Raw genomic sequence first — 24,653 nt, forward strand, 5'->3', positions numbered from 1 at the left:
CACCCCGATGATTTTCATCGGGGTGCTTGGTGTAATATAATAGACAGATGAATCGCTGGCTGCAGTCCTTGAGCTGGAGCGAATGAGATGAACGGACAAGAGGGAGCGGGACGGAATGACGGAACCGGAGTTGGATATCAAAACGAGGATATTGCTTGCAGCCAAGAAGCTTTTTGCACAGCAGGGGTATGACGGGACGAGTGTTCGTCAAATATGTGATGAGGCAGGTGCCAATGTGTCGCTGGTGTCTTATCATTTTGGCGGCAAAGAAAAAGTGTTCGAAGCATTATTTGAGCATTTCTTCCCGGGGCATATGATGAACGCGCTGGCGGAAGAGTCGATGTCCTCGCCTGTGGAAGGTATCCGCCGAATTATTGGTGAAGTCGTGAAGTTCACGATGACGGATCGGGAGATGAGTGATATTGTGCAGCTTGAAATTACACTGCGGACACATCGTACAGCTACCGTATTTCGTTTTCTAGACCCTGTATGGACCCGAGTGAGGGACCTGCTGCAAGAAGGAAAAGACCAGGGATTGTTCCAAGTCGAGTCCGTATCTTATGCAATGCTTCAGGTTATGGGTGTGGCTTTGGCGCACAAACGGGCCAAGAATTCACGATTTGGCTTTGATTATCAGGATATGAATACAGACGAGCTTGCTGAGCAGACAATTGAGTTCGTACTACGAGGATTGGGAGTGAACCACCATGAATGAAACCATTGAGTTGATGATGAAACACCGCTCTGTACGCAAATTCAAGCCAGACCCGGTAAGTGATGAGCAGCTTGCAGCCATTGTATCTGCAGGGCAGATGGCTTCCTCTTCAAGTAGTGTGCAAGCATATACCGTAATTGCTGTGACTGACTTAGAACAAAAAGCCAAGCTGGCTGAATTGGCAGGTAACCAGGCCTATGTCAATGAATGTCCGGTATTTCTCGTATGGTGTGCTGATCTGTATCGACTGAGTGATGCTGCGAAACGTCATCTTCCTGAGAAGGAATCGTATGCCGATTCAACCGAGAATTTCATGGTAGCCACGATTGATGCTGCTCTGGCTTCCCAGAACGCCGCTCTTGCAGCGGAGTCACTAGGGTTCGGGATCGTATATATTGGCGGGCTTCGTACCCGGATTGAGGAAGTAGCTGAGTTATTGGGATTGCCGGAAGGGGTATATCCGGTGTATGGCATGTGTATTGGTGTTGCAGATCAGGAAACGGGAATTCGGCCACGTCTGCCGCTGGATGCAGTCCTGCATCATAATCGTTATAATGCCGAGCAGAGCATCAAAGGTGTTGAGCAGTATGATGAGACAACGACGGCCTACATGAAAGAACGGACTAACGGTGAAAGAACGACTCCATGGTCCGAACTGATGGCGAAGCGGCTGACTGAGCCGACACGGCTGCAAGTGAGACCGTTCCTGGAAGGCAAAGGATTCTTGAAGCGTTAAGTTGAACTGAAGGTACTTTTAGGCGAACGCGTTGCTTCCTCAGGTTATTTCTGTCCTCTACGTTCCTGTGTAAAAATTTAGTTCAACTGATATATATAGTAGACTAGAAGTCAGTCGGGGCGAAACCGACTGGCTTCTTTGTGCTGTGCTTGCTGCTATCAGATTGTAATCAAGTTAAACCATAGAAACGCTTTGTGTTCTGATAAAAAAGACGGGCGGCCCGCTCGGTTCCCATGCCAGTGATTTCACTCCAAGCTTGGATGACCTGTCTGGTCATGGCCGGGTGTGTCATTCGTCCCTGAAATGGTCCTTCGAAGGGCCAAGGTCCGTCGGTCTCGGCCATCACTTGTTCTGATGGATATTGCCGGGCGAGTTCACGAATCTCTTCTTCATACACAATATCCGGCGTGAAGGAAATGAAATAACCGTTGTCCGCCATGCGCCTTACAGTTTGGCGAGATCCTTTGAACCAGTGGAAGTGAGCACGTCGGAACTGATATTGCTCTAGCAGATCGCAGACGATATCCGCATCATCGTATACCGCATGAAGTACAAGTGGTTTGTTGTGCTTTTTGGCAAGTTGGACGAAACGTTCAAGCAGCATGATATACCCGCTCTGATCGAAGTGCTGTCCTGCCTGCTCCGCCTCCAGACGATTGTAATAGGGGAGCCCGACCTCTCCGATGGCTGAAGCTTGTCCAATATGCTTCTCGATCCATTGGAAGAACAGGTCTATTTCTGCAACGGACGGCAGTTCCTGTTCCGGATGGAAACCGAAGGCTGGATAGATGGTGCGTGGATGTTGTTTTGCAAGCTCCAGATTGGCCTGGGCAGAAGCGAAATTCATGGACACGGCAATGACTGCCTCGACCTGCTGAGACGGGAAAGATAACAGCATCTCGCGTTGTTCGTTAGGGGTATACTGATCGAAGTGAATATGAGCATCAATTAATGGTGCAAAAGCTTGAGAATGCACGAGGGAATTCCTCCTTGTGTTCATTTATATTCTAACTATGTTACGCAGAATTCCTTGTGATGGATCACCCATTAAAGGAAAATAATAACTTAAAAACCCGCGCTATTATGATAGGCGGGCTTTCTGCTGTTCTTCTCTCATCCACTGAGCAATCTGCCGTTTACGCTCCAGAAAAGCGGATTCCTCCGTAATTTCTTCTCGTCTTGGGCGATCAAAAGGAACATGTACCTCGTGCATCACTGTTGCAGGTCGGTTGGATAATACATAGACCCGATCCGCAAGCAGCAATGCTTCTTCGATATTGTGGGTGATGAACAGCACCGAGCGGCGGTTCTGTTCCCAGATATCGAGAAGCCAGCGTTGCATGTCGCTACGTGTCAGTGCATCCAGCGCGCTGAAAGGTTCGTCCAGCAGCATGAGTTCCTGCGGACTGAGCAGGGCACGCAAAAATGCAGCACGCTGCTGCATTCCGCCAGACAGCATATGAGGGTATGCTTGCTCAAACCCGGCAAGACCCACGCTGCTTAACCACTTACGAGCTTCCGCAAGTGCTTCAGCCCGAGGGGGAGCGTTCGAGGCTACTTCTCCAGCAAGTAATACATTATCTTCAATGGTGCGCCACGGGAAAAGGGCGGGCTGTTGTGGCATATAACTGATCTTGCCCCGTTGGCCCGTCACATCATGACCGTTCATGAGCACTTGCCCTTCCTGAGGCTTCAGCAGACCGCCGATAATGTGGAACAGGGTGCTTTTGCCACAGCCGGATGGTCCAACGATAGCGACAAACTCGCCTTGCTCCACAGTCAGGGACAGGCCGTTCAGAACCGGTAACCTGCTCCGCCGTTCACGGAATGATGCATGAACATTAACAACGTCCAGTGCAGGTGGAACCGGAGCAGGAGTCGTATTGGCAGGTCGATTAGGCGTAGCCGAGTTTAACTTTTCACCGTTTGTTGGCTCCACTGCGTGTGCTCCTCGTCCAGGCTGGACTTGTTCGTCCTGTTGCCGATTCATATGGTCATCACTTCCTAATATACAGATTACTTCTTTATTATCGCTTCTGTGGCCGCCAGCGCACGAGCAGCTTCTCCAGCAGGGCAATGAACAGGAAGAGCAGCAAGCTGAGCGCGACAATAATCATGATCGCCACGAATAGACGATCGGTGCGATAAGCCGACTTTTGCAGCATCATATAATAACCAATACCCTTGTCTGCACCAATCCATTCGGCAATGATGGCACCCATCACGCTATAGGTAGCGGCGATTTTGACACCGGAGAACACGGATGGTAGCGCATGGGGGAGCTCCAGCTTCCAGAAGATATGGTGACGTTTCGCACCAGCCATGCGCATATAGTTCATCATCGCGGCGTCAGTACGGGTCAAGCCATCCATGGCCGCCACTGCAACGGGGAAGAAGCAGACCAAGATGATCGTAATCAGCTTGGGCAACAGCCCGAATCCAAACCAGATTAACAGGAGCGGCGCGAGCGCGATGGTTGGGATATTTTGACTAAGAATAAGTAAAGGATACAGGGCTGACTTGAGAAAAGGGACTAAATGTAGCACCATTGCAATTAATAATCCAACCGCGGTGCCAGCCGCGAATCCGATCAGCGTTAACTGAATGGTTGCGGAGGCGTGCATGCCGAGTCGCTCAGCCTGGGATGCCGCTTCGCTGGCGATATCGGACGGTGCTGGCAGCATCCATTTCTCGATATGGAATAGGGATACAGCTCCCTGCCATATCGCTATAAAGAGAATAACCGCCACTATGGGCGGCCATACACTTTTGAAATAGGCATGCATTAGCGATACTTCTCCGTCAGGGTATCCATGCTGAAGCCAGCAGGGCTATGGGCGATTTTGATCTGGGAGATGATGCTTGGGCTGCCAGCCTCCACGAGTACCTCATGCATTTTACGGACAACCTCCAGCAGTTCCTCCAGTTCCCCCTCCATCGTGGTGTCGAGCGCGTTCACCTGATATTTCAAGCCAGATTGTTGAATAACTTCAATGGCGCGATCTACGTAAGGATAAGAGTTCTCGCCATTTGGCGTTTTCGGGATAACCTGAATGCTGAGTAGTGTACTTGCCATGAGAGATCACGGCTCCTTTCGTGATAAATTGCATGAATGAACCAGGTTTACACTTATCACTCCGATTGCAGTACCCTCTTCCGATCGCTGTTATCCCCAGATTTCTTGAATCCATTTTCAATGGGGAAATCCGGGGATAAAGGCGAACGCTTCGCTTCTTCAGATGGGTTCTGTACTCTTCGTTCTTGTGTAAAAAAGTTAAACTTAAGCAATTTTTATTGGGGTAAAAACTCGTTTGTATATGCCTTGCTCACATCGATCTGTTCATCCAGCAGTTTTTTGCTAAACATCCAGTCGGTGTAGTTCTGCCATACTTCCTGCTTTTGCTCACCCCAACGCGGGGCGTCATCTGTGTACTTGGGACTAAGCCATTTCTGGCTTGCCAGTACGAGGTCTTTATCCAGATCCGGTACAGCCTTGATCAGAATGTTCGCTGCGTCTTCAGGATGATCAATTGCGTATTGATATCCTTCGGAGGTGGCTTTCAGGAACGCTTTCACCAGCTCAGGGTCGTTTTGGATCGTCTGCTCGTTTGTTACGAGGACAGGCGTGTAATAATCCAGTGCATCTGAATAATCCTTCACATATAACATGTCGATCGGTTCCCCGCGTAGTTCGGCTTCAATCCCCGTCCAAGCGTAGAAAATCCACGCGAAATCAATATCCCGTTTCACTGCGGTGAAAAAGTCGGCATCACCCATGTTAATGTTTTTCACTTTGGATACATCGGCGCCTTCGCCTTCCATAATGGATTGCATCACGGCTTCTTCCACAGGGGAGCCCCATCCGCCATAGGTTTTACCTTCAAAATCTTTCGGTGATTTGATCTTCCGATCCGCCGGAGCAGCGAACCCGGATGTATTATGCTGAATAACTGCTGCGATGGAGACCAATGGAACACCCTGTGTGCGGGCTTGAGTTACACTCTCCTGATAACTTACGCCAAAAGGCACTTCATTCGAGGCAACCATTGTATCTGCGCCACCGGCACCTGGTTGTACAATCTCCACGTTCAAGCCTTCGGCCTTATAAAAACCTTGATCTACAGCTGCATACAGGCCTGTATGATTCGTATTTGGTGTCCAGTCGAGCACCACTTTAATATCTTTCATGGCGGCAGTGTCACCTTCGTTGCTGCTTTCCGTATTTGTGTTGCCGTTCTGCCCAGCTGGGGCAGCTTCTTTGCTACCACATGCGGCTACAGTCACCATAAGCACGCATAAGAGCAACAATCCCATCGTTTTACTCCATTTCATCTGTGGTTCTCTCCTTCGGTATGTCCGGCCGATTGGCACGGGGTACTCCTTGGCTTCATATCCAATCATCTTGCATAAATCGACAGATTTATACCAGTTGAGATCCGGATGACGTTATTTTTGAGCGTAAGTAAACGTCCATCGATGTCATTCAAGGAAGCCAGACCGCGTTTAGCGGCAGTTTTTCTTGCAATATCAGAAAGGTGATGCTTCCAAACTTATACTTTCTGATAGTAACAAAAAAAGCGCCCCGTATTCCGGGACGCGTGCAGGCGTTAGAGAGGTGGCGTTCAGCCATAGGGCTGTGCCATTTCGATATACTCCGATTCCTACGCTGGCATGATCCAGATCAGGTCTAAGGGTTAGTATCTTGGTGGGATACACTCTCAGCCGGCCAATTCCGACTCCCCTGGGAAACTATGAAGTTACGGGCATTACTAGGTGTAATTATAGGCCAGCGGGTGGAACGTGTCCAGTCAGGAACTGGATGGGGACACGTATGAACTTATCAAAGAGGCTGATATACATATGTATATCAGCCTGTTTGGATGTGTTATTTTCAATAATTATCGTGGCGAATCATATAAGGAAATCTGACTGAGTGCAAAAGCATCGGATTTGGGCTCATAACCTACCTGTCTCTGAGTGGTTTCCAGATTCAATCGTTTAAACCGATTATTCGAGATCCCATGCAGTATGGTGAAGGGCTCCAGATCTGTAGTTGTAATTGCTTTGAACATCAAATCGCACAAGTCAGCCGGACTAATATACGCGCTCATATCCCTTGCCTCCAGCACTGGTCCGTCCGGTTGAAAATCATCATATGCACCTATACGTACCGCAACACTTTGTAAACCTTCGGTATACGCAAAATAGGAAGCGAGCGATTCTCCAAAACATTTGCTAACCCCGTACAAATTCCGCGGGCGTGTGGGCATGTCCGGATAGACTTGAGCATCAATGGGGTACCCCTCAATCGTCTGAGCACTGCTTGCAAGAATGACTCTTCGTACACCTTGGTCTTTAGCTGCACGGAATATATTAAATGTACCTTTGATATTGATATCCAACAACGATTCATAAAATCCGGCATGCGGGGAAGGGTCTCCCGCCAGATGTACAACCACATCCATGCCTTCGCAAGCATGCTGACAGGCTTCGGGATCTGTCACATCCAGCGTCATGATCTCATGGCTTGTCCCTTGATACGTATGCAGTCTGTCGATATTCAAATCCGTGAGTCGCAGGTGAAATGCTTCTGACAAGTGTTGGGACAAGTCACGTCCAATTTTCCCGGCTGCGCCGGTAATTAAAATGTTCATGAAATCAGCTCCAATTCTTAGCGCTGGAAGAACTCAATCCATTCCTTTTCAGGTCCATAGATGAAGAAATAGCGGTAACCGTTAGGCAGTGTGATAATCTCTCCATCGATAAATTCGGCTTCGGTGGATTGAATGCGTTTGTACTCAGAATCAAGATCATCCACGTGGATCGCAAAATGGTGCACCGTACCTTCGGAAGGCAGCTTGTCGCTGTATCCTTGAATTAACTCAATCTCAGTCTCGTTACTTCCATTGAAGCCAAGAAAGGCGAGCTGAATGACGCCGTTAGTATGGGTTACCCGGTCTTTTAATTCAAGACCAACAATCTCCGTATAGAAACGCAGCGTGGTCTCCAGATCACGTACGGCAATACCAACATGGTCAATACGTTTTTGAAAACTCATAATCTAAATCCTCCTTATGTAGTGAATGTTTCTACCATTTTAAGGGATATCATAGGGCTGTACTACATGGTTGTCAAATCCAATTTTAAATTGGAAAAAACATAATTGTTCACAGAATGTTCACTTATGTGGAGGGTTTGGTCATCTCTATAATTACGAAGGTAAACAGAGAGGATGAGAGAATTGCCAACCAGCAAGAAGGAACAGATTATTTTCGGATTAATGATGTGTACAGGAATGGTCTTGGTCATGATGTTCTTCAATCTATGGCACAGTGGGTTACTCGGCAAGATGTCCCCGCTTGAGATACTGCTTCAATTCATATTATGTTTTGTCATCGCGTTTCTGGTGGAGTCTTCCATTGTTGGCCCTGTGGCCAGAAAGATTGCATTCTCCTTGCCCTTTGACAAGTCCAACAAGATTTTGGGTGTGCTCGTCATGTCATTTTTCATGGTGATTGGCATGGTTCTGATCATGTCCATGTATGGAATGATTTCAGCGTATCTTGCAGACCAATTAAGTGGGGGTTCCATATTCCGTACCTATCTTCAGACGATCGCTCGCAACTTCAGCCTGGCGCTTCCATATCAGTTAATCATTCTGGGACCACTCGTGCGATATGTATTCGGTAAATTCATCAAGGATAACGGGCCCGTAATGCCTGTCGTTAACAAAAGTGTGTGATACAGATGGGCCTAAAGTATTTCCTGGGCAATCTTGTGCAAATGAATAGATATTATTCTCACCTTTAATGAAAGGTGATCAGAGAGGCAGAGATAGGGCACTTGCCACCATGATTACAGCGCTAACGAATCGAGGACACCTTATTAGGCCAGTTTCTAAGGGAATGAAAACCTAACGAATCTCAGCGGTGTTATTATGCAAAAAACCTCCAACGAGGCATTTAATTGAAGCTAATTATCTATAATAACGTCTCTAGGATTCGTTAGATTTCAAACATGCGGAAATGGAGGGGGATAGCGTGTGCTAGGTTCGTTAGAACAGAGTAACGCTACAAAAAAATGCCCACTGTCAGGTCATGACAGTAGACATTTCAATATCTTTAATAGGTATTTCTAATCTTCAGGACTGGATCAACACAGAACGGTTAAGTCGCAGAATTCGCTATATGTTTGTTCTGCCATTGATACGTGATTACGCTAATGACAAGCAGGCCAATTGCAAAGATCGCAAGCATCCATGCAGACTGATTAACCGCGAGATGATCAAGACTCCATCCCGTAGTCAAAGGCAGGATGGCACCGCCAACCCCACCTGAGGCAATCAAAATGCTAGGTGTGGATTCTTCTGTTCCGGGCAGCAGTTTACTGGCGAAGACAAGGGCAATGGAGAAAATGCCTGACATCGCAAGTCCAAGCAGCAAGATGATGAGAAATGCAGACCAGATTTGGTTTGTAAATGGAAATACCATTAACAAGAGAACAGATGCGAGACAACTGTACAGGACATAGACGCGGTATTGGAATTTCTCTGCGATATACCCGGCGAAGAGTCGTCCCACGGACATGGCAATCCAGAAACAGGTGACACTAAGCGCTGCTCCGGCTTCCTTCATGTTCATTTTCTCAATCAGAATCGCCGGCATGAAGTTTGCAAGACTCATCTCTGTGCCAACATATAGGAAGAAGAACAGAACGAATAATACCAGAAGAGTCCTGTTACGGCCACGATAGGTTGGACTGGGTGTACTTGCAGATGCGGGATGCATCTCACCCGATGTCCCAGCAGAGTGCGTATTTACGGAAGCATGATTTGAACTCTGTCGCTCCAGAAACTTATCGAGTTCACCGAATGATCCTTTCGCCCAGAAAACAAAGGTCAGCGCTGCGCAGATCGCAACAACGAGAAAGGAGAGACGCCAGTATCCGGCAGCAATCAGACCGCTGGCAATGAGCGGCATGACCATCGCCCCGATCCCGAATAACACTTCCAGTCGACTCATGGCAACGGCTGTATTGTCTTTGATTGCAGCGATGATAATGGTGCCAATAACAGCTTCAACCATTCCGAATCCAAAGCCGGCCGCAGGTGCGATGACGAACATCCAGCCCCATGGTGGCAGCAGCATGTAGGTTAATTCTGCGATACAGAGTAGTGCTGTGGCGATTAACAGGCCTCCCCGTTTACCAAAGCGTCTGTTCAGCCATGGAGATAACAATACACCACCTAGGAATCCGGCAAATTGAGCAAAGATCAGCGTTCCGCCTTGGCTATAATCTTTGCCGTAATGTTCAAGTGCAACCGGTAGAATGGAACCGAGCACAACATGGGCAAGTCCAATCAGGAAATAGGATAGACATCCGATCCAAAGTAATTTTTTCATAAAGAACTCCTTCTACTTATATACATAAATTGAGGATCACAATAAAGCGCAATCTTGAAGACAAAGTCTATCATAACAGGACATGTTAAGTTGTGCCATGAATTCCTGATCGATACAGAAGGTTGCAATCTGGTCCGGCGTTCGTATATACTGAGACCAACAATTACAGATCGGACCATGCCGTTGAAGAGCATCCAACTCGGAGGCGTTTTCGCCAGGGGAGCGATATTTCCCCAAGTTAACCGGAACCGCCCGTTATCGCGGACCAAGAGGCTGGAATTAGGATATCCTGATTCAGCAAGTTGGGTGGCACCGCGAGCAGAGCGCTCCTCGTCCCAAGGGATGAGGGCGCTCTTTGTATTTTTATAGCCAAAGGAGACGGTGACCATGTTAGAAATGAAATGGATTCGGGCACATGCAGAAGAGGTTCAGGCCGCAGCAGACGGGAAAAAAATCAAGATCAACATTCGCACATTGTTAGAGCGGGATGAGGAACGCAGGGCACTTTTGCAGAAATCGGAAGAAGGACGCAGATTGCGCAATACGTTATCCGCGGACATTGGCAGACTTATGCAAGCCGGGAATCGGGAACAGGCCGAGGGTTTGCGGGCTCAGGTAAAACAGATCAATGAACAGTTGGAACAGGTGGAAGCGAGGCTCGCCCCTGTGCAGGAGGAAGTAACCAAGCTGCAATGGCTGGTACCCAATATCGTATCCCCGGATACCCCCAATGGCTCGTCGGATGCGGATAATGTAGAACTGCGACGTGTGGGAGAGGTGCCAACGTTCGAGTATAACACCAAAGATCATGTAGAACTTGGGGAGTTGCATGATCTGATCGATATTCCCCGTGGAGTTAAGATTGGTGGTACGCGAAGCTATGTATTAAAAGGCGCTGGCCTGTTATTACATCGAGCAGTACAGCAACTTGCGCTTGATCTGCTGCTGAAGCATGGGTTTACACCAATGGAGGTTCCGCTGATGGTCAGGGAGGACGCACTGGTGAACACCGGATTCTTCCCAACAGGTCGAGATCAGGTCTATGAACTCGAAGGGGAGAACAAGTGGCTGGTGGGAACTTCTGAAGTGCCACTGGTCTCGTATTATGCGGATGAGATTGTCGATGTTCAAGAGCCTGTGAAGCTGGCCGCGGTATCGACGTGTTTCCGCAGTGAAGTTGGCTCCGGCGGACGTGATGTACGCGGATTGTATCGTGTGCACCAATTTGCCAAAGTGGAGCAGGTCATTCTCTGTGCCCCTGATGCGGAAGAATCGGAGCGCATGCTGCAAGAGATTACGGGACACGCCGAAGAATTGCTGCAATTACTGGAACTGCCGTATCGTGTTGTCGCAGTGTGTACCGGGGATATGTCGCAGAAAACGTACAAACAGTATGACATCGAGACTTGGATGCCGAGCCGCGGTGCATATGGAGAAACGCATTCGTCGTCGAATCTGCATGATTTTCAGGCTCGCCGTTCGAATATTCGTTGCCTGGATGCCGAAGGTAAGTTGGCCTATTGTCACACGCTGAATAATACGGCGGTGGCATCGCCGCGTATCCTGATTCCGTTGCTTGAGAATCATCAGCAGGAGGATGGGAGCATTCACATTCCGCCAGCCCTGCGGCCCTATATGGGCGGGGCCGAGAGCTTGATTTTGCCAGAGCAGGATGAAGTGAATTAGAAAGGTTAGTTAACGCTCTAGTAATTCAAAAAGGGGATGTTCCAAACGTCATGTTGCATGTGACGATGGACATCCCCTTTTCAACTGAAATAGTATTTACATAAACCAAGCTCCTACTATGTTGGGCTAGATTCAAAGGTTTTTATAACGATTACACGCTGATCTCATGAATTGTTCAAAGACTCCCACTTATGTTATTCAACTTTATGCAATTCGTATCCGATATAATATAATAGAAGTAAAATATTGGATTATGGGAGTTGGAAATTAAAAATGAGTAGAATCAAACTGGCGCTTCGAGGCACGCTTGCTCTAATTATGACATTAACAATACTGGTCCCTTCGTTGGCCTTGGCGGCTACTGGTGACGTGAAATCGATTGAAATAACCAATAGCAGCCCGCAGAAGATGAGTGTTTCCGAAACAGCTGCGCTTCAGGTGATGGCAACGGTAGAAGGTTTTGATAACAAGCAGGATGTTACCGAGGGCGTGACTTGGTCCACCAGTAATGCAGCGGTTGCGACGATGGTGAAAGGCAAAGTCAAGGCTGTAGCCGCAGGCGAAGCAACCATTTTTGCAGAGGTAGACGGGGCTAAAGCCCAGTTGGTTGTCCAGGTGCAGGAGAAGATCAAAAGCATCAAAGCTTCACCGAAATCCTACAGTTTCGTTAAAGGCAGTGAAAGTACACTTCCCAAAGTAAGCATTGTACGGGCGAACGGCAAGGAAGAAGATGTGACGTCCGAGATTGTGTGGTCCGTATCCACTTCTTCGGCTGTGCTGGAAAACGGTAAAATCAAAGGCGTTACACCCGGCAGAGTATTGCTGCAGGGTAAATACGGAACAACGATCGTGAAAGTCCCTGTTGCTGTGACGGATGAGATTACCAAAGTCGAGGTTACACCTGCCTCAATGCAGCTGAACATCAAGAAGTCCAAAGCGTTGAAGGTGATCGGCACCTACGCAAACGGCAAAACGATTAACCTTTCGAAACAAGTGATATGGACCTCTTCCAATACAAATGTAGCTATCGTGAAAAATGGAGCCGTTAAGACGCTGACCGAGGGACAAGCAACCTTGACAGGAACTTATCAAAATCAGACAATAAAGGCAGAGGTTACCGTTGTACCTTTGCTCAAAAAGTTGATTACAGGCCAGAAAAAACTGGTTTTGTCCCCACAGGGAAGTACAACGCTGAGTGTGATGGCACAGTATGATACGGGCAAAACCACTGTTGTGACCAACAGTGCGGTGTGGAGCAGCACAAAGCCGGGCGTAGCGACAGTGACAAATGGCAAGATCGTGGCTGTAGGCAAAGGGAAAACGTCCATCACGGCCAAGTGGGGCAACAAAAAAGTGACGATCCCTGTTACGGTAAAATAAATCTTTATATAATGAATTGCTCTGCATCAATTCAAAGATAAATAAGTACATGACATCGTTAAAATCATCAATGTAACAGACAACTAGGGGCGTAGACATACGCTCCTTTTTTGGATATATAGAAATATGTATCTGAAATGCCTTCTGCTAGAACAACAATATAACAGGATCGGATGGGATGAATATGAAAGCTTCGATTATAAGCTCAGACTCTAACTCTAGTGATCTGGCTTACCTGAAATATCTTCTTTTATCCCTAAGTTCCACACTTACATTTCAACGGAGCACTACGATTGAGTGCATGAAGCAATGCACCTATGAAAAATACAGAGAAGGTTACCATTTAAAATGTCATGGTGAAGAGGAGGTTCCTGAATGAAAAATCAATTGCAACCAGAAAACTGGCCTGCCTGGGCGACAGAGTCGGTAGAGATTGCTCCGGCCAACCCTAATTGGGATGCGCAGGCTCAGGAAGAAATCGGACAACTTAAACACCTTCTACAGCAGTTTAGTATCCATCAATTCGAACATATCGGAAGCACGTCCATTCCAGGGTTACCCGCCAAACCCATTATTGATCTGATGGCAGAGGTACAGTCATGGGATGACATGGATCTGATTGCAGATCAGCTGAATCCGGTGGGCTGGAATTACGTTCCGCCTGAACTGGATGGACGGGAGTACAGACGATTCTGGGTCAGGGTTAAGGATGGAAAGAGAGCTGTACACCTTCATCTAATGCGCCCGGGAGAAGAACGCTGGGATCGTCAAATTCGGTTTCGGGATGTGCTGAGAAAACGCCCAGATCTCGTGGAAGCTTACGCCATCCTGAAGACGAAGCTTGCTGATGAGAACAAGGAAGATAGGGAATCGTATACCGCTGCCAAAACGCAATTTATTTTACAAGTGCTTGATGAAGGCGTGTGATTGATTGAAAAGCGTACTTATCAGAGACAGGCTGATCTATTTCTTCGCAGTCATGATGACCATGACGGCAGGGCTCGCATCCAGACACTATAGTGAACGATTGCCAGGTTGGGTGCATGAACATTTCGGGGATGCATTATGGGCGGGCATGATTTATTTCGGAGTACGCATGGTGTGGCCTCATCGCAGCTTGGTATGGGCGATGTGTTTGAGTTGTGCATTCAGTTGGATGATTGAGTTCTCACAGTTGATTCAGACGCCTTGGTTGATTGAGATACGTTCAACCGTATGGGGTGCGCTTATTTTGGGACATGGTTTTCTGGTGATCGATCTGATTCGATATTCGGTTGGTATTCTGTGCATGGTTATGATAGATCGTTATTTCCTGAGAAATAAGATGGCTGGATCATGAACTCAAGTGAATCATGGAGGTGTGCTGAATGAATGTAGAAAAACTTTTTGCCGAATTACCCGAATTCGAAACACAGCGGTTAAAACTGAGGCGGCTTACGATGGATGATCTTGAAGATTATTATGCGTTTGCCTCTGATCCGCGAGTGAGTCAGCAAAGCTTGTGGAAATGCCATGAGACGGTGGAGGATTCAATTCAATATATTCAGCGGGTACTGGATAATTATGAACGGAAAACGGTACATATCTGGGCTTTTGTTTTAAAGGAAACAGAGACCTTGATCGGCAGGGGTGGCATTTTTGATCTCAACGAACCCATGCAGAGTGCTGAACTAGGGTACGCGATAGCCAGCAGTCAATGGGGTAAGGGTCTCGCAGCAGAAGCGATGCAACCCATCGTGGATTATTGCTTTCAGGAACTGGACTGCAATCGGTTGGAGGGAAAATGTAATGCAGGCAACATAGGCTCTGCACGCGTAATGGAGAAGCTGGGCATGTCGTACGAAGGTTTGCTACGCAAACAGTTGAAGATCAAAGGTGTATTTACGGATCAAAAATTGTACTCCCGTATCCGGGATGATCTATAATACTTCCAATGACACATAGGGTACATCGCAGAAATTGAAGGAGGCGGAACCATGATCTATAGTATTATTTCCCGTTCGTTGTGGGAGCAAGTGTCAAAAGGGACTGAGTATGCACCAGATAGCCTGGAGACAGACGGATTCATTCATTGTTCCACTAAGGAACAGATCCCATGGGTAGCCGGGCAATATTATGCAGGCCGTACAGATCTGTTATTACTTAGTATTGATGAGAAGGCGTTGAAGCCGGAACTGGTGTATGAGGATCTCTACGAATTAAATGAACTATTTCCACATATCTATGGAGAACTCAATTTGGATGCGGTTCGCAAAGTCATTCCATTTGAACCGAATGCAGACGGCACATTCTCATTTCCTGAATAAATAACATGTGACGCTTCTGTTTGGCCGTGATCAGTGGACAACATACTTTTCCGAAGGGTGGTTAAAGGATGGATATGAATCAGGTTTTTCTGGAGACAGCCGAGAAGCAATTTCTGTATTACAAGCAGCTCGGGGAAAAAGCTATGGCACAACTGGAGACCGAGCAATTGTTTCAATCCTGGAATGAAGACGCGAACAGCATTGCGGTAATCGTAAAACATCTATGGGGCAATATGCTGTCCCGTTGGACGGATGTACTGACAACAGATGGTGAGAAACCCTGGCGTGAACGGGACGCCGAGTTCGTGAATGATATTTCGTCCCGGGAAGAGTTACTCGCCAAATGGGAGGAAGGCTGGACTTGCCTACTCGAAGCCATTCGTTCGTTTACCCCGGAACAATTGTCTCATATCATATATATTCGGAATGAAGGTCATACCATTATGGAGGCCATTATTCGGCAATTAGCGCATTATCCGTATCATGTCGGGCAGATTGTATTTGCCGCGAAAATGCTTAAAGAAACAGCTTGGGACAGTCTCTCGATTCCGAGAAACGGGTCAGATCAATATAACGGCGGTAAATTTGCCAAGCCGAAGGCACGCAAACATTTTACAGAAGATGAACTTCATATAGAAAAAGGTGAGGACCAACAATGACTCAAATTGCATTGATTCGCCATGGAAGCACAGCGTGGAATAAGGAAAAACGTTCACAGGGCCAGACGGATAATCCGCTGGATCAGGATGGAAGGAAACAGGCCGTTTTACTTGCCGCTAGACTCGCCGAAGAATCCTGGGATGCCATCTATGCAAGTGACTTGGAGCGCGCAAGTGAGACGGCTCGCATCATTGGTGATCGCTTGGGCATTCAGGAGATTCATCTGGACTCTAGACTTCGCGAGATGGGCGGAGGACAGGTCGAAGGAACGACGGAAGAGGAACGGTTAGCCAAGTGGGGAGCGGACTGGAGTACTCTGGATCTGGGACGTGAGCTTGCAGATGCAGGGACTGTTCGAGGCAGTGCGGTGCTTGAAGATATTGTACAGCAGCACCCCGATGGAAGAGTGATTGTTGTCAGTCACGGAGCCGTTCTACGGAATACACTGAGAGGTCTGGTACCTGAGCTTGATATCAGCGTGAAACTGTCCAACACATCCATTACCCGGATCGCCAAGAATGAGAATACGTGGCAATGCGAACTGTACAATTGCAGCGTACATTTGGATTCTTCGAGAGAGTCTCAATAGATGGATGCCCTGACGTTAAAACGCTAGCAAACTTTGTGGACAAAGGAGGAGATGGCGCATGACCAAACAGACGTATGCATGGACCGAGGAGATCCTATCTCCGCTTGGTGAGACAGCGGTTATCATCCATTGCGGGGATCAATTGTCTGACGCTGTGCAGCGCAGAGTGATGTCTGTCTGTGCTTTGCTGGAAAAAAGCACTTTGCCAGCCATGATCGAATGGGTGCCTTCATATACGTCCGTTACAGTATTTTATGATCCGTTCATCTCCCCGTACCCCAAGTTATGCCGCACTCTGCTTCAGCAGTTGAATCAAATGAAGGAATCCGTACAAAACAAGCCCAGAACGGTCACGATTCCTGTATGTTATGGTGGCGAGTGGGGCCCTGATCTGGACTACGTTGCCAGTGAAAATGGACTGACCGCAGAGGAAGTTATTGCGATTCATACATCCGGGGAGTATCTCGTACATATGATTGGATTTGCACCGGGTTTTCCTTATCTCGGCGGGTTATCCGAACGGATTGCTACGCCCAGAAGAGCGACGCCGAGGCTCCGGGTTGAGGCGGGGACAGTAGGTATCGGTGGCAAACAGACGGGAATCTATCCGGTGGATACACCCGGGGGATGGCAATGTATTGGACAAACGCCACTCCGGTTGTTTCGGCAGGAAGAGAACGTACCGAGTTTGCTGGCAGCAGGTGATCGGGTTCGATTCGAACAGATTACGATGCAGGACTATCTGGCGTTGAAGCGGAAGGAGGGCGAACGATGAGTATTGAAGTGATTCGCCCTGGTCTATTATCTACCGTTCAGGATGAAGGCAGAACCGGTTATCGCCGGTATGGTATTCATCCTGGCGGGGTCATGGACACCTTTGCAGCCAGAGCAGCCAATATGCTTGTGGCCAACTCCCGACATGCGGCAGTGCTGGAGATGACGATGACGGGGCCAGAGCTTCGATTTCAGGAGAGCCAGCTAGTCTCATTATGTGGGGCCGATCTGACGGCAACGGTCGATCATCTGCCTGTACCTTTGTGGCGTCCTGTGCTGGTGCGGGCTGGAAGTGTACTGAAATTTGGCCCATGTCGTCATGGCTTGCGTGGATATCTGGCGATTGCGGGTGGAATAGCTGTGCCTGAAGTGATGGGCAGCCGAAGTACAGACCTCAAGACAGGTCTTGGCGGTGTGGATGGGCGAGCCTTGCGCGTGGGGGATCTGTTATCCATAGGTGAACCTTCTGGTGAAGCGCAAGGTTGGATGCAGTGTATGGAGCAGCAGGTAAAGGAGAGTGAGTGGGATCACCGAATTTTGGCGCCTGCGTGGTTTTTATCTGAACGTGAGAGACCTGACTATTATGGGCAACCTGTTATTCGTGTGATGGAGAGCAAGGATAGTTCGCTGTTCAGTCAAGAAAGTCTTGAACAATTCTATGCCGAAAAATACGTGATTTCTTCGCAATCCGATCGGATGGGCTATCGCTTGCAAGGCTCCATACTGGAGTTGGATCAGCCGCTGGATCGGCTGTCTGAAGCCGTTACCTATGGCACGGTGCAGGTGCCACCGGATGGTCAACCCATCATCTTGATGGCAGATCATCAGACGATTGGAGGTTATCCTGTCATTGCACAGGTAGCTCGGGTGGATATGCCAATCCTGGCTCAGGCTAGGCCAGGAACCCGAATTTCTTTTAAGAAGATTACGCATGATCAAGCCCGTCAGTTGTACATGGAACAGGAAATCAATATGCAGCTCATGGATAAACTGATACGCAGAAGAATGGCAGGAATGGGGGGCATTTATTGAATACCTCGAAAACCTTGGATATCAATTGTGATCTGGGCGAAAGTTATGGTATATATCGCACGCTGTCGGACGAAGCCATTCTACCCTTGATTACATCAGCCAATATTGCCTGCGGGTTTCATGCAGGAGACCCGGCTACAATGCGGCTGACAGTGGAGAGGGCATTGGAGCATCAGGTGGCAATTGGAGCCCACCCCGGGTTGCCGGATTTGCAAGGGTTTGGCAGAAGACGTATGGACATTACGCCACGGGAAGCATATGACATGGTGGTGTATCAGATCGGTGCGCTGGATGCCTTTGTCCGGGCAAGCGGAGGGCGAATGCATCACGTAAAACCACATGGTGCCTTATACAATATGGCCGCAGAAGATGCGAAGCTTGCTGAAGCCATCACCGAGGCGATCTATCAAGTACAGCCTGAACTGTATCTGTATGGTCTGGCGGGCAGTGAGCTGATTCATGCTGCGGATCGCATCGGTCTGCGTAGTGTGAGCGAAGTGTTTGCGGATCGAACCTATGGGACGGACGGAAAGTTAACTCCTCGCAGCCAAGCTGGAGCCCTCATTGAAGAATCGGGACAAGCGATTGCTCAAGTGCTTCGGATGGTGAAAGACGGCGTGGTTGTATCCACGGATGGTACGTTGGTTCCCATTAAGGCAGAGACTGTCTGTATCCACGGTGACGGAGCAAACGCTCTCGCATTTGCTCAAGAGATTCGTCGTGTGTTGGAATCGGAAGGCATTAAGTTATCCCCGCATACCACGGGATGATACGCCTGTTCAGTAGAACAATAGTTTTATCAGGTTGTTCGAATTGAACTTTGAAATTTTGGAATGACAAGGAGTGAATGAACAGAATGAAACCCATACGCAACTCGGCGAAAGCTGTCATTGTGCAGGATGGACGATTGCTGGTCATCCGGCTGGAAGACCAATATGGTACCGCTTATGTGTTTCCAGGTGGAGGACAGGAGAAGGGTGAAGAACTTAAGGATGCGGTCGCGCGCGAATGTCTGGAGGAGATTGGTCAGGCCGTGAACGTGGGAGAGCTGTTACATATCCGGGAGTATATCGGTAAAAATCATGAATTCGCCGAGTGGGATGCAGACATCCACCAGGTTGAATTTTATTTTGCGTGCAGCCTGATCGATCCGGAGGCAACCGTTTTTGAAGGCTCCAATCCAGACGACCACCAAGTCGCTGTGGAATGGATTGCACTTGAAGAGCTGTCCCAGATTCGTTTATATCCAAAAACCATTGGCGAATTGCTTCTTAAATCAGGCTCTTCTTCAATCTATCTTGGAGATCTGAATTAAATCAACCATGAAGAAATTTCGTACTAATCTCTTTATGTAAACATTTCTATAAAGAACTTTTCCAATTTTGTCACGTTAGCGTATCGGTTCATGGATTCACCATAGGTGAGGTGGGTACACTATAAGTACAGGCTTATTACAAAAGCATTTGCATTAAGCTGTCTATAGTAATACGAGAATAATGAGCTGTCATTAAACACAAAGAGGTAGTAACAACTACACTACTCTTTGTACTTTTATTATTCACACTTAATTGGGAGAACGGTAGACGTAGTGGAGGGGACGAAATCGATTCTGAGGAAGCGAAGTGTTCGCCTTTATCACCGGATTTTCCCTTTGAGAAAAGGGAATCAAAAAAATCTGGGGATAACAGCGATCCAAAGAACGATCCGTACCCGGAACGACCTTCTACAAGAGTCCTCCCAATATTCCCCCAAACCGAAAGGAGCACTTCCCATGAACCAGACTGAATTGGAACAAAACATTGTAAAAGCATTGGAAAATAACCCTTTTTGCAGTTTCTCCACTGTGGAGAATGGTAAACCGAAATCCCGCTATATGGCGCTTTTCAACGATGGACTGAACATTCATCTGGCAACGAACCGCCGTACACACAAAGTAGAGGAACTGGAGAATAATCCGAATGTTAGCCTGCTACTTGGTTATGAAGCTGGTGGTTCCAAGGAAGTAGTTGAGATCGAAGGAACCTGTGAAGTGACGAAGAACGAAGGCTTACGTGAGCAAGTGTGGAACGACGAACTGAAGGCGTGGTTCGATGGACCTAATGATCCTAACTATGTCATTCTGGACATTACCCCGACTCGTATTGAATACACAGGGAAAGATCATGAACATCATGTGTGGGAACAATAATCCGAATATGAACATAACCTCTGCAAAGTAGTGTCCTTATGCGAAAATACGCGCAGAGTTTAATCCAACCGTGAAAGCCATTAAGGTTTCACGGTTTTTGGTATGGATGAATAACTCTGAATTGGATATACATGTAAGACACATGTAATATACGTATTTTAAAGATAATAAGCACTAAATACCTACTAAAATGTTGAAAAAAATGTCGAAATCACGCATGATAATGTAAACTTGCCTAGGTATGTGCGGGTAATGTAAAAAATAATGCTTTTCAATGACTGAACATTGCGTTATGATTTGGAATGTAAACGACAAGCACAGACATAAATAGATGTTCATGTGAGATAAACTTACCTGAAGTTCCGATGCATGTCATCAGAGCGTCAGTACGCACAACCCATGAAATCTATCTTTTTTCTGCGCTCTTCGTTTGCCCATTAATGCATGATTCAATGTACATAACCGGGAGGGGTTATTTTGAAAACGAGTAAAAAAGTATTATCAAGCCTGACTGCCGCTTTGGTTGCATTAAACGTGCTTGCGGTGTTTCCAGTACCTGTATCGGCTGCGGATGCTGCCAAGGTAAAACTGCGGATCATGGAGACCACAGACATTCATACCAACCTGGTTAACTATGACTACTATTCCGACAAAGAGACAGACCAGTATGGACTCGCCAAAACAGCTACACTGATTAAGAAAGCCCGTGACGAGGCGAAGAACAGCCTGCTGTTTGATAATGGGGATCTGATTCAGGGGAATCCGCTGGGAGACTACTCTGCGAAAATTGATCCACTGAAAAAGGGTGAGACTCACCCTGTATATAAAGCGATGAATCTGCTCGATTATGATGCAGGTAACATCGGTAACCATGAATTCAACTATGGTCTGGACTTCCTGGACATGACGCTGGAGGGAGCGAACTTCCCTTATATTAATGCCAACGTCTATGTAGACGATGGTGATGATGATGAGACAAATGACAAGAACTATTTCACCCCGTATGAGATTTTGGATAAAAAGGTAACGGATGAGACTGGCAAAGAACATACGATCAAAGTAGGTGTGATCGGATTTGTGCCGCCACAAATCATGCAATGGGATAGCGCTAACCTTGAAGGCAAAGTAATCGCCAAGGATATTATTGCTACCGCGAAAAAATTCATTCCTGAAATGAAAGCCAAAGGTGCCGACATTATTGTAGCTATCCCTCACTCCGGATTTGAGGAAATTCCTCAAACAGATCTGATGGAGAACTCCGTTCTGTATCTGAGCCAAGTTGAAGGCATTAATGCCATTCTGTTTGGACATGCCCACAAAGTGTTCCCAAGTGCTGATTTTGCCGGCAAAAAAGGGGTAGACCTGGAGAAAGGTACAATTAATGGCGTTCCTGCTGTAGAGCCAGGATTCTGGGGGGATCACCTAGGGATTATTGATCTGGATCTAGAACAAGTGGATGGCAAATGGAAAGTGGTTGATTCCAAAACGGAAGCACGCCCAATCTATGACACAGCCAACAAAAAGCCACTGGTAGATGCGGATCAGGACATCATTGATGCGGTTCATGAAGAGCATGAAGGTACATTGGAGTATGTTCGTGGTCCGGTGGGCGAAACGACTGCACCTATCAACAGCTTCTTCGCTCTGGTTCAGGATGATCCATCCATTCAGATCGTAACGAATGCACAGAAATGGTATGTCGAAAAACATATGCAAGGTACGGAATATGAGAAAATCCCTGTATTGTCCGCAGGTGCACCATTCAAAGCCGGTGGACGTTCAGGCGCTTCGTATTACACGAATATCCCTAAAGGCACCATTGCGATCAAAAACGTTGCTGACCTGTACGTTTATCCAAATACGGTACATGCTGTAATGGTTAACGGCGCAGAACTGAAAGAATGGCTGGAATGGTCTGCAGGCCAGTTCAACCAGATCGACCCGGCTAAAGGTGGACAACAACAACTGATCAACAATGACTTCCCAACGTACAACTTCGATGTTATCGATGGTGTAACGTATCAGATTGATGTGACCCAACCAGCTAAATACGATAGCAAAGCTACGATTGTTAATGCATCCGCAAGCCGGATCAAGGACCTGAGCTTTAACGGCAAACCGGTTGACCCAGCACAAAAATTCATTGTAGCGACAAATAACTACCGTGCTTCTTCATCCAAACTGGCTAACCCGGACGGCAAACGGATCGTTCTGGCTGCACCGGATGAGAACCGTCAAGTGATCATCGACTACATCCGTGAGAATAAAACAATTAATCCGGCAGCGGACGGCAACTGGTCCCTGGCACCAATCAAACCATCTGCTGGGTTAACCGCAGCAGCGCTGAACGATCTTGAAGTTGTGTTTGCTTCTTCCCCGGATGCAAAAGGTCTGGTTGAAGCAAACCCGGCGATGTCGTTCATCGGTACAAACAATGAAGGTTTTGCAGAGTATGGCTTGAAACTGACAGGTGAAGCAACAACAACACCTGAAACAGGTGTGGAGCCAGCTCCTACGCCTACAAAGCCAACTAAACCTACGGAGCCGGCTACTCCAACCAAACCAACGACCAAGCCACAGCCTGAAAAACCAGCGGGCGGCAAAGTGGTATATGTGGTGAAAAAAGGGGATAACCTGTACCGCATCGGTTTGAAATATGGTGTGGACTGGCGCAAACTTGCGACAGCTAACAAAATCTCAAATGTGCATAACCTGAAAGTTGGACAGAAAATCGTGATTCCCGCTTCTTAAAGTTTAATAAGCTGAGAAGGAGACCGACAGTCATCAGACTGTCGGTCTTTTTTTCTGCAAATTTGAATATATTTGTTCCAAGAACCGTCATACAGGAAGTCATCAAAACAGTAGAGATTAATTTTAAGACCCATGATATAATATTTACAAACTTTGGGTATATACAAGTGAACATTAATGGACATGGAATCTAAATTGGCAAGGGGGGTCCTACATGAATTGCAGTGGCTGCAGTCCAATCTATCCTATAGAGGGCCAAGGTACCTTGTACTTGCGTCCCATTTCCCCCGCTTTGCTGGAAGCGCTACAAACGCCGGGAAGACTTATCGAGACGTCGGATGACATGATGTGGATGGATTTTTCGAATCTTGAGACGGTTCAGAATTTAATAGAAGAGATCGGCGAAATTGATCCGACATTACGTGATTCCCTAACCGTTCAGATTATGCCTATATACGAAAAGGCGAATGAAGAAAGCTGGATTAGTCTAACTATGCAGGAGTCCCGTTTCAAGCATGCGGAGCTTGTTTCCATTATTCTGGAGCATCAATTCAGCAGTCATATGCAACCTATCGTTGATGCATCGGAGCAGATTATCGGATATGAGTTTTTGCTTCGTCCTGCTGAGAATGGAAAATCCTTCAGTTCCTATGAATTATTTGAAGTTGCGCGCGAGACCGGACTACACTCTTTTCTAGATCGTACGGCGCGTATTACTGCTATTGAGACCAGTGCCCTTTTTTTGCCGCATGGTGTCAAACGCTTCGTAAATTTCCTGCCTTCCTCCATATATAATCCCGAATATTGTCTGACACATACGTTTGAAGCGATTGAACGCCTTTCGCTTGACCCTAAAGATTTTGTGTTTGAAGTCGTGGAAACAGAGCAGATACAGCATATGCCCATCTTGCAGCAAATATTTGAGGTATATCGTTCCCGTGGAATGTCGGTTGCACTGGATGATGTGGGTGCCGGATATTCGACAATAGAGTTGATGAATCGGTTAGAACCGGATTTTGTCAAAATAGATCGAAGTCTCATTGACCGTTGTGATCAGGATTCGACCAAACAACAGCAAATTCTTCATATTGTTGAGATGTCGAGTCGATTTGGAGGGCAAGTCCTTGCCGAGGGGATCGAACGAATGGAAGAGTTTGAATTCTGTCGTTCCATAGGTATTGAGCTTGCACAGGGCTACTATTTTGGTAAACCCTCGGCACAACCGCCAGGCGGTCCGTACTGCAATACTTCATTTAATTCATGTAATAATTAGTAACCTGTACCTTGTACAAGTCGCTTCTGATCAGAGGTGGCTTGTTTGGCGTGCCTGCACATTTTTCTCTCAAATAAATACCCTCATTTAGCCGATATATAAGATAAGCCTTTTAGATTGATCCATACATACAAAGAAAGAGGGCATTTTTACATTTTGAG

General features: G+C 47.2%; 26 protein-coding genes and 1 riboswitch. Of the genes, 18 read left to right on the top strand and 8 right to left on the bottom strand.

Going from position 1 to position 24,653, the window contains the following annotated elements; all coding sequences use genetic code 11:
* The first annotated feature begins 115 nt into the window (after nucleotides 1-115).
* Both MKY44_RS02350 and nfsA read left to right on the top strand, forming a co-directional pair.
* Nucleotides 116-715: a TetR family transcriptional regulator gene (locus MKY44_RS02350; protein ID WP_074093225.1), complete on the top strand. Its 600-nt coding sequence runs from the start codon at nucleotides 116-118 to the stop codon at nucleotides 713-715.
* Nucleotides 708-1,451: an oxygen-insensitive NADPH nitroreductase gene (gene nfsA / locus MKY44_RS02355; RefSeq protein WP_341005894.1), complete on the top strand. Its 744-nt coding sequence runs from the start codon at nucleotides 708-710 to the stop codon at nucleotides 1,449-1,451. Before MKY44_RS02350 ends, nfsA begins: the two co-directional genes overlap by 8 nt.
* Before the next feature lie 169 nt (nucleotides 1,452-1,620).
* On the opposite strand, the gene MKY44_RS02360 is transcribed toward nfsA, so the two are convergent.
* The 7 genes from MKY44_RS02360 to MKY44_RS02390 all read right to left on the bottom strand — a co-directional run bounded on the left by MKY44_RS02360 (nucleotide 1,621) and on the right by MKY44_RS02390 (nucleotide 7,509).
* Entirely contained in the window at nucleotides 1,621-2,451 is an 831-nt protein-coding gene (locus MKY44_RS02360) for a TatD family hydrolase (RefSeq protein ID WP_341005895.1), read from the bottom strand.
* A gap of 81 nt (nucleotides 2,452-2,532) precedes the next feature.
* Nucleotides 2,533-3,441 (bottom strand): ABC transporter ATP-binding protein, encoded by a 909-nt coding sequence (locus tag MKY44_RS02365; RefSeq protein ID WP_341005896.1) that lies wholly within the window; start codon nucleotides 3,439-3,441, stop codon nucleotides 2,533-2,535.
* A gap of 37 nt (nucleotides 3,442-3,478) precedes the next feature.
* Nucleotides 3,479-4,237 (bottom strand): ABC transporter permease, encoded by a 759-nt coding sequence (locus MKY44_RS02370; protein ID WP_341005897.1) that lies wholly within the window; start codon nucleotides 4,235-4,237, stop codon nucleotides 3,479-3,481.
* Nucleotides 4,237-4,527, bottom strand: coding sequence for a thiamine-binding protein (locus tag MKY44_RS02375; RefSeq protein ID WP_127551654.1), 291 nt, complete (start codon nucleotides 4,525-4,527; stop codon nucleotides 4,237-4,239). Before MKY44_RS02375 ends, MKY44_RS02370 begins: the two co-directional genes overlap by 1 nt.
* 215 nt (nucleotides 4,528-4,742) lie before the next feature.
* Entirely contained in the window at nucleotides 4,743-5,783 is a 1,041-nt protein-coding gene (locus MKY44_RS02380) for an ABC transporter substrate-binding protein (RefSeq protein ID WP_341005898.1), read from the bottom strand.
* 308 nt (nucleotides 5,784-6,091) lie between these two features.
* Nucleotides 6,092-6,204, bottom strand: a riboswitch (TPP riboswitch).
* A gap of 145 nt (nucleotides 6,205-6,349) precedes the next feature.
* A complete protein-coding gene (locus MKY44_RS02385; protein WP_341005899.1) occupies nucleotides 6,350-7,105 on the bottom strand; it encodes an NAD-dependent epimerase/dehydratase family protein in 756 nt (251 codons plus the stop codon).
* A gap of 17 nt (nucleotides 7,106-7,122) precedes the next feature.
* The gene (locus MKY44_RS02390) at nucleotides 7,123-7,509 is read right to left on the bottom strand and encodes a VOC family protein (protein ID WP_076253877.1); all 387 of its coding nucleotides are present in this window, start codon (nucleotides 7,507-7,509) and stop codon (nucleotides 7,123-7,125) included.
* Between the two features lie 174 nt (nucleotides 7,510-7,683).
* On the opposite strand from MKY44_RS02390, the gene MKY44_RS02395 reads away from it, so the two are divergent.
* Nucleotides 7,684-8,193, top strand: coding sequence for a hypothetical protein (locus MKY44_RS02395; RefSeq protein ID WP_341005900.1), 510 nt, complete (start codon nucleotides 7,684-7,686; stop codon nucleotides 8,191-8,193).
* A gap of 424 nt (nucleotides 8,194-8,617) precedes the next feature.
* Here the strand turns inward: MKY44_RS02395 and MKY44_RS02400 are convergent, their stop codons facing one another.
* Nucleotides 8,618-9,853 carry an MFS transporter gene (locus MKY44_RS02400; RefSeq protein ID WP_341005901.1) on the bottom strand — a complete coding sequence of 412 codons (1,236 nt, stop codon included), beginning with the start codon at nucleotides 9,851-9,853 and terminating at the stop codon, nucleotides 8,618-8,620.
* Nucleotides 9,854-10,240: 387 nt separating this feature from the next.
* Between MKY44_RS02400 and serS the strand changes: the two genes are divergently transcribed.
* From serS to MKY44_RS02475, 15 genes are all read left to right on the top strand, one after another.
* Nucleotides 10,241-11,539, top strand: coding sequence for a serine--tRNA ligase (gene serS / locus MKY44_RS02405; protein ID WP_341005902.1), 1,299 nt, complete (start codon nucleotides 10,241-10,243; stop codon nucleotides 11,537-11,539).
* 273 nt (nucleotides 11,540-11,812) lie between these two features.
* On the top strand, nucleotides 11,813-12,919 hold the full coding sequence (locus tag MKY44_RS02410) for an Ig-like domain-containing protein (protein ID WP_289390987.1): 1,107 nt from the start codon (nucleotides 11,813-11,815) through the stop codon (nucleotides 12,917-12,919).
* Between the two features lie 375 nt (nucleotides 12,920-13,294).
* Entirely contained in the window at nucleotides 13,295-13,846 is a 552-nt protein-coding gene (locus MKY44_RS02415) for a GrpB family protein (RefSeq protein WP_341005904.1), read from the top strand.
* Between the two features lie 4 nt (nucleotides 13,847-13,850).
* Nucleotides 13,851-14,258, top strand: a complete 408-nt coding sequence (locus MKY44_RS02420) for a ribosomal maturation YjgA family protein (protein ID WP_341005905.1) — start codon at nucleotides 13,851-13,853, stop codon at nucleotides 14,256-14,258.
* A 28-nt stretch (nucleotides 14,259-14,286) separates the two neighbouring features.
* Nucleotides 14,287-14,844, top strand: coding sequence for a GNAT family N-acetyltransferase (locus tag MKY44_RS02425; RefSeq protein WP_341005906.1), 558 nt, complete (start codon nucleotides 14,287-14,289; stop codon nucleotides 14,842-14,844).
* Nucleotides 14,845-14,895: 51 nt separating this feature from the next.
* Nucleotides 14,896-15,225 carry a DUF952 domain-containing protein gene (locus tag MKY44_RS02430; protein WP_264933545.1) on the top strand — a complete coding sequence of 110 codons (330 nt, stop codon included), beginning with the start codon at nucleotides 14,896-14,898 and terminating at the stop codon, nucleotides 15,223-15,225.
* 68 nt (nucleotides 15,226-15,293) lie between these two features.
* Nucleotides 15,294-15,884, top strand: a complete 591-nt coding sequence (locus MKY44_RS02435) for a DUF1572 family protein (protein WP_341005907.1) — start codon at nucleotides 15,294-15,296, stop codon at nucleotides 15,882-15,884.
* On the top strand, nucleotides 15,881-16,474 hold the full coding sequence (locus MKY44_RS02440; protein ID WP_341005908.1) for a histidine phosphatase family protein: 594 nt from the start codon (nucleotides 15,881-15,883) through the stop codon (nucleotides 16,472-16,474). Before MKY44_RS02435 ends, MKY44_RS02440 begins: the two co-directional genes overlap by 4 nt.
* A gap of 58 nt (nucleotides 16,475-16,532) precedes the next feature.
* Complete coding sequence (pxpB, locus tag MKY44_RS02445) at nucleotides 16,533-17,249, top strand: 5-oxoprolinase subunit PxpB (protein ID WP_341005909.1); 717 nt, start codon at nucleotides 16,533-16,535, stop codon at nucleotides 17,247-17,249.
* Entirely contained in the window at nucleotides 17,246-18,280 is a 1,035-nt protein-coding gene (locus tag MKY44_RS02450; protein ID WP_341005910.1) for a 5-oxoprolinase subunit C family protein, read from the top strand. The genes pxpB and MKY44_RS02450 overlap by 4 nt, the downstream gene beginning before the upstream one ends.
* A complete protein-coding gene (locus MKY44_RS02455) occupies nucleotides 18,277-19,050 on the top strand; it encodes a LamB/YcsF family protein (RefSeq protein ID WP_341005911.1) in 774 nt (257 codons plus the stop codon). Before MKY44_RS02450 ends, MKY44_RS02455 begins: the two co-directional genes overlap by 4 nt.
* A gap of 86 nt (nucleotides 19,051-19,136) precedes the next feature.
* Nucleotides 19,137-19,595 (top strand): NUDIX domain-containing protein, encoded by a 459-nt coding sequence (locus MKY44_RS02460; protein ID WP_341005912.1) that lies wholly within the window; start codon nucleotides 19,137-19,139, stop codon nucleotides 19,593-19,595.
* A gap of 456 nt (nucleotides 19,596-20,051) precedes the next feature.
* Nucleotides 20,052-20,468, top strand: coding sequence for a pyridoxamine 5'-phosphate oxidase family protein (locus MKY44_RS02465; RefSeq protein ID WP_074093246.1), 417 nt, complete (start codon nucleotides 20,052-20,054; stop codon nucleotides 20,466-20,468).
* Nucleotides 20,469-20,945: 477 nt separating this feature from the next.
* Nucleotides 20,946-23,219 carry a bifunctional 2',3'-cyclic-nucleotide 2'-phosphodiesterase/3'-nucleotidase gene (locus tag MKY44_RS02470; protein WP_341005913.1) on the top strand — a complete coding sequence of 758 codons (2,274 nt, stop codon included), beginning with the start codon at nucleotides 20,946-20,948 and terminating at the stop codon, nucleotides 23,217-23,219.
* 214 nt (nucleotides 23,220-23,433) lie between these two features.
* The gene (locus MKY44_RS02475; protein WP_341005914.1) at nucleotides 23,434-24,492 is read left to right on the top strand and encodes an EAL domain-containing protein; all 1,059 of its coding nucleotides are present in this window, start codon (nucleotides 23,434-23,436) and stop codon (nucleotides 24,490-24,492) included.
* Nucleotides 24,493-24,653: the final 161 nt, after the last annotated feature.

Origin of the sequence: Paenibacillus sp. FSL R7-0026 (assembly GCF_038004485.1) — a bacterium.
GTDB classification, from domain to species: domain Bacteria; phylum Bacillota; class Bacilli; order Paenibacillales; family Paenibacillaceae; genus Paenibacillus; species Paenibacillus xylanexedens_A.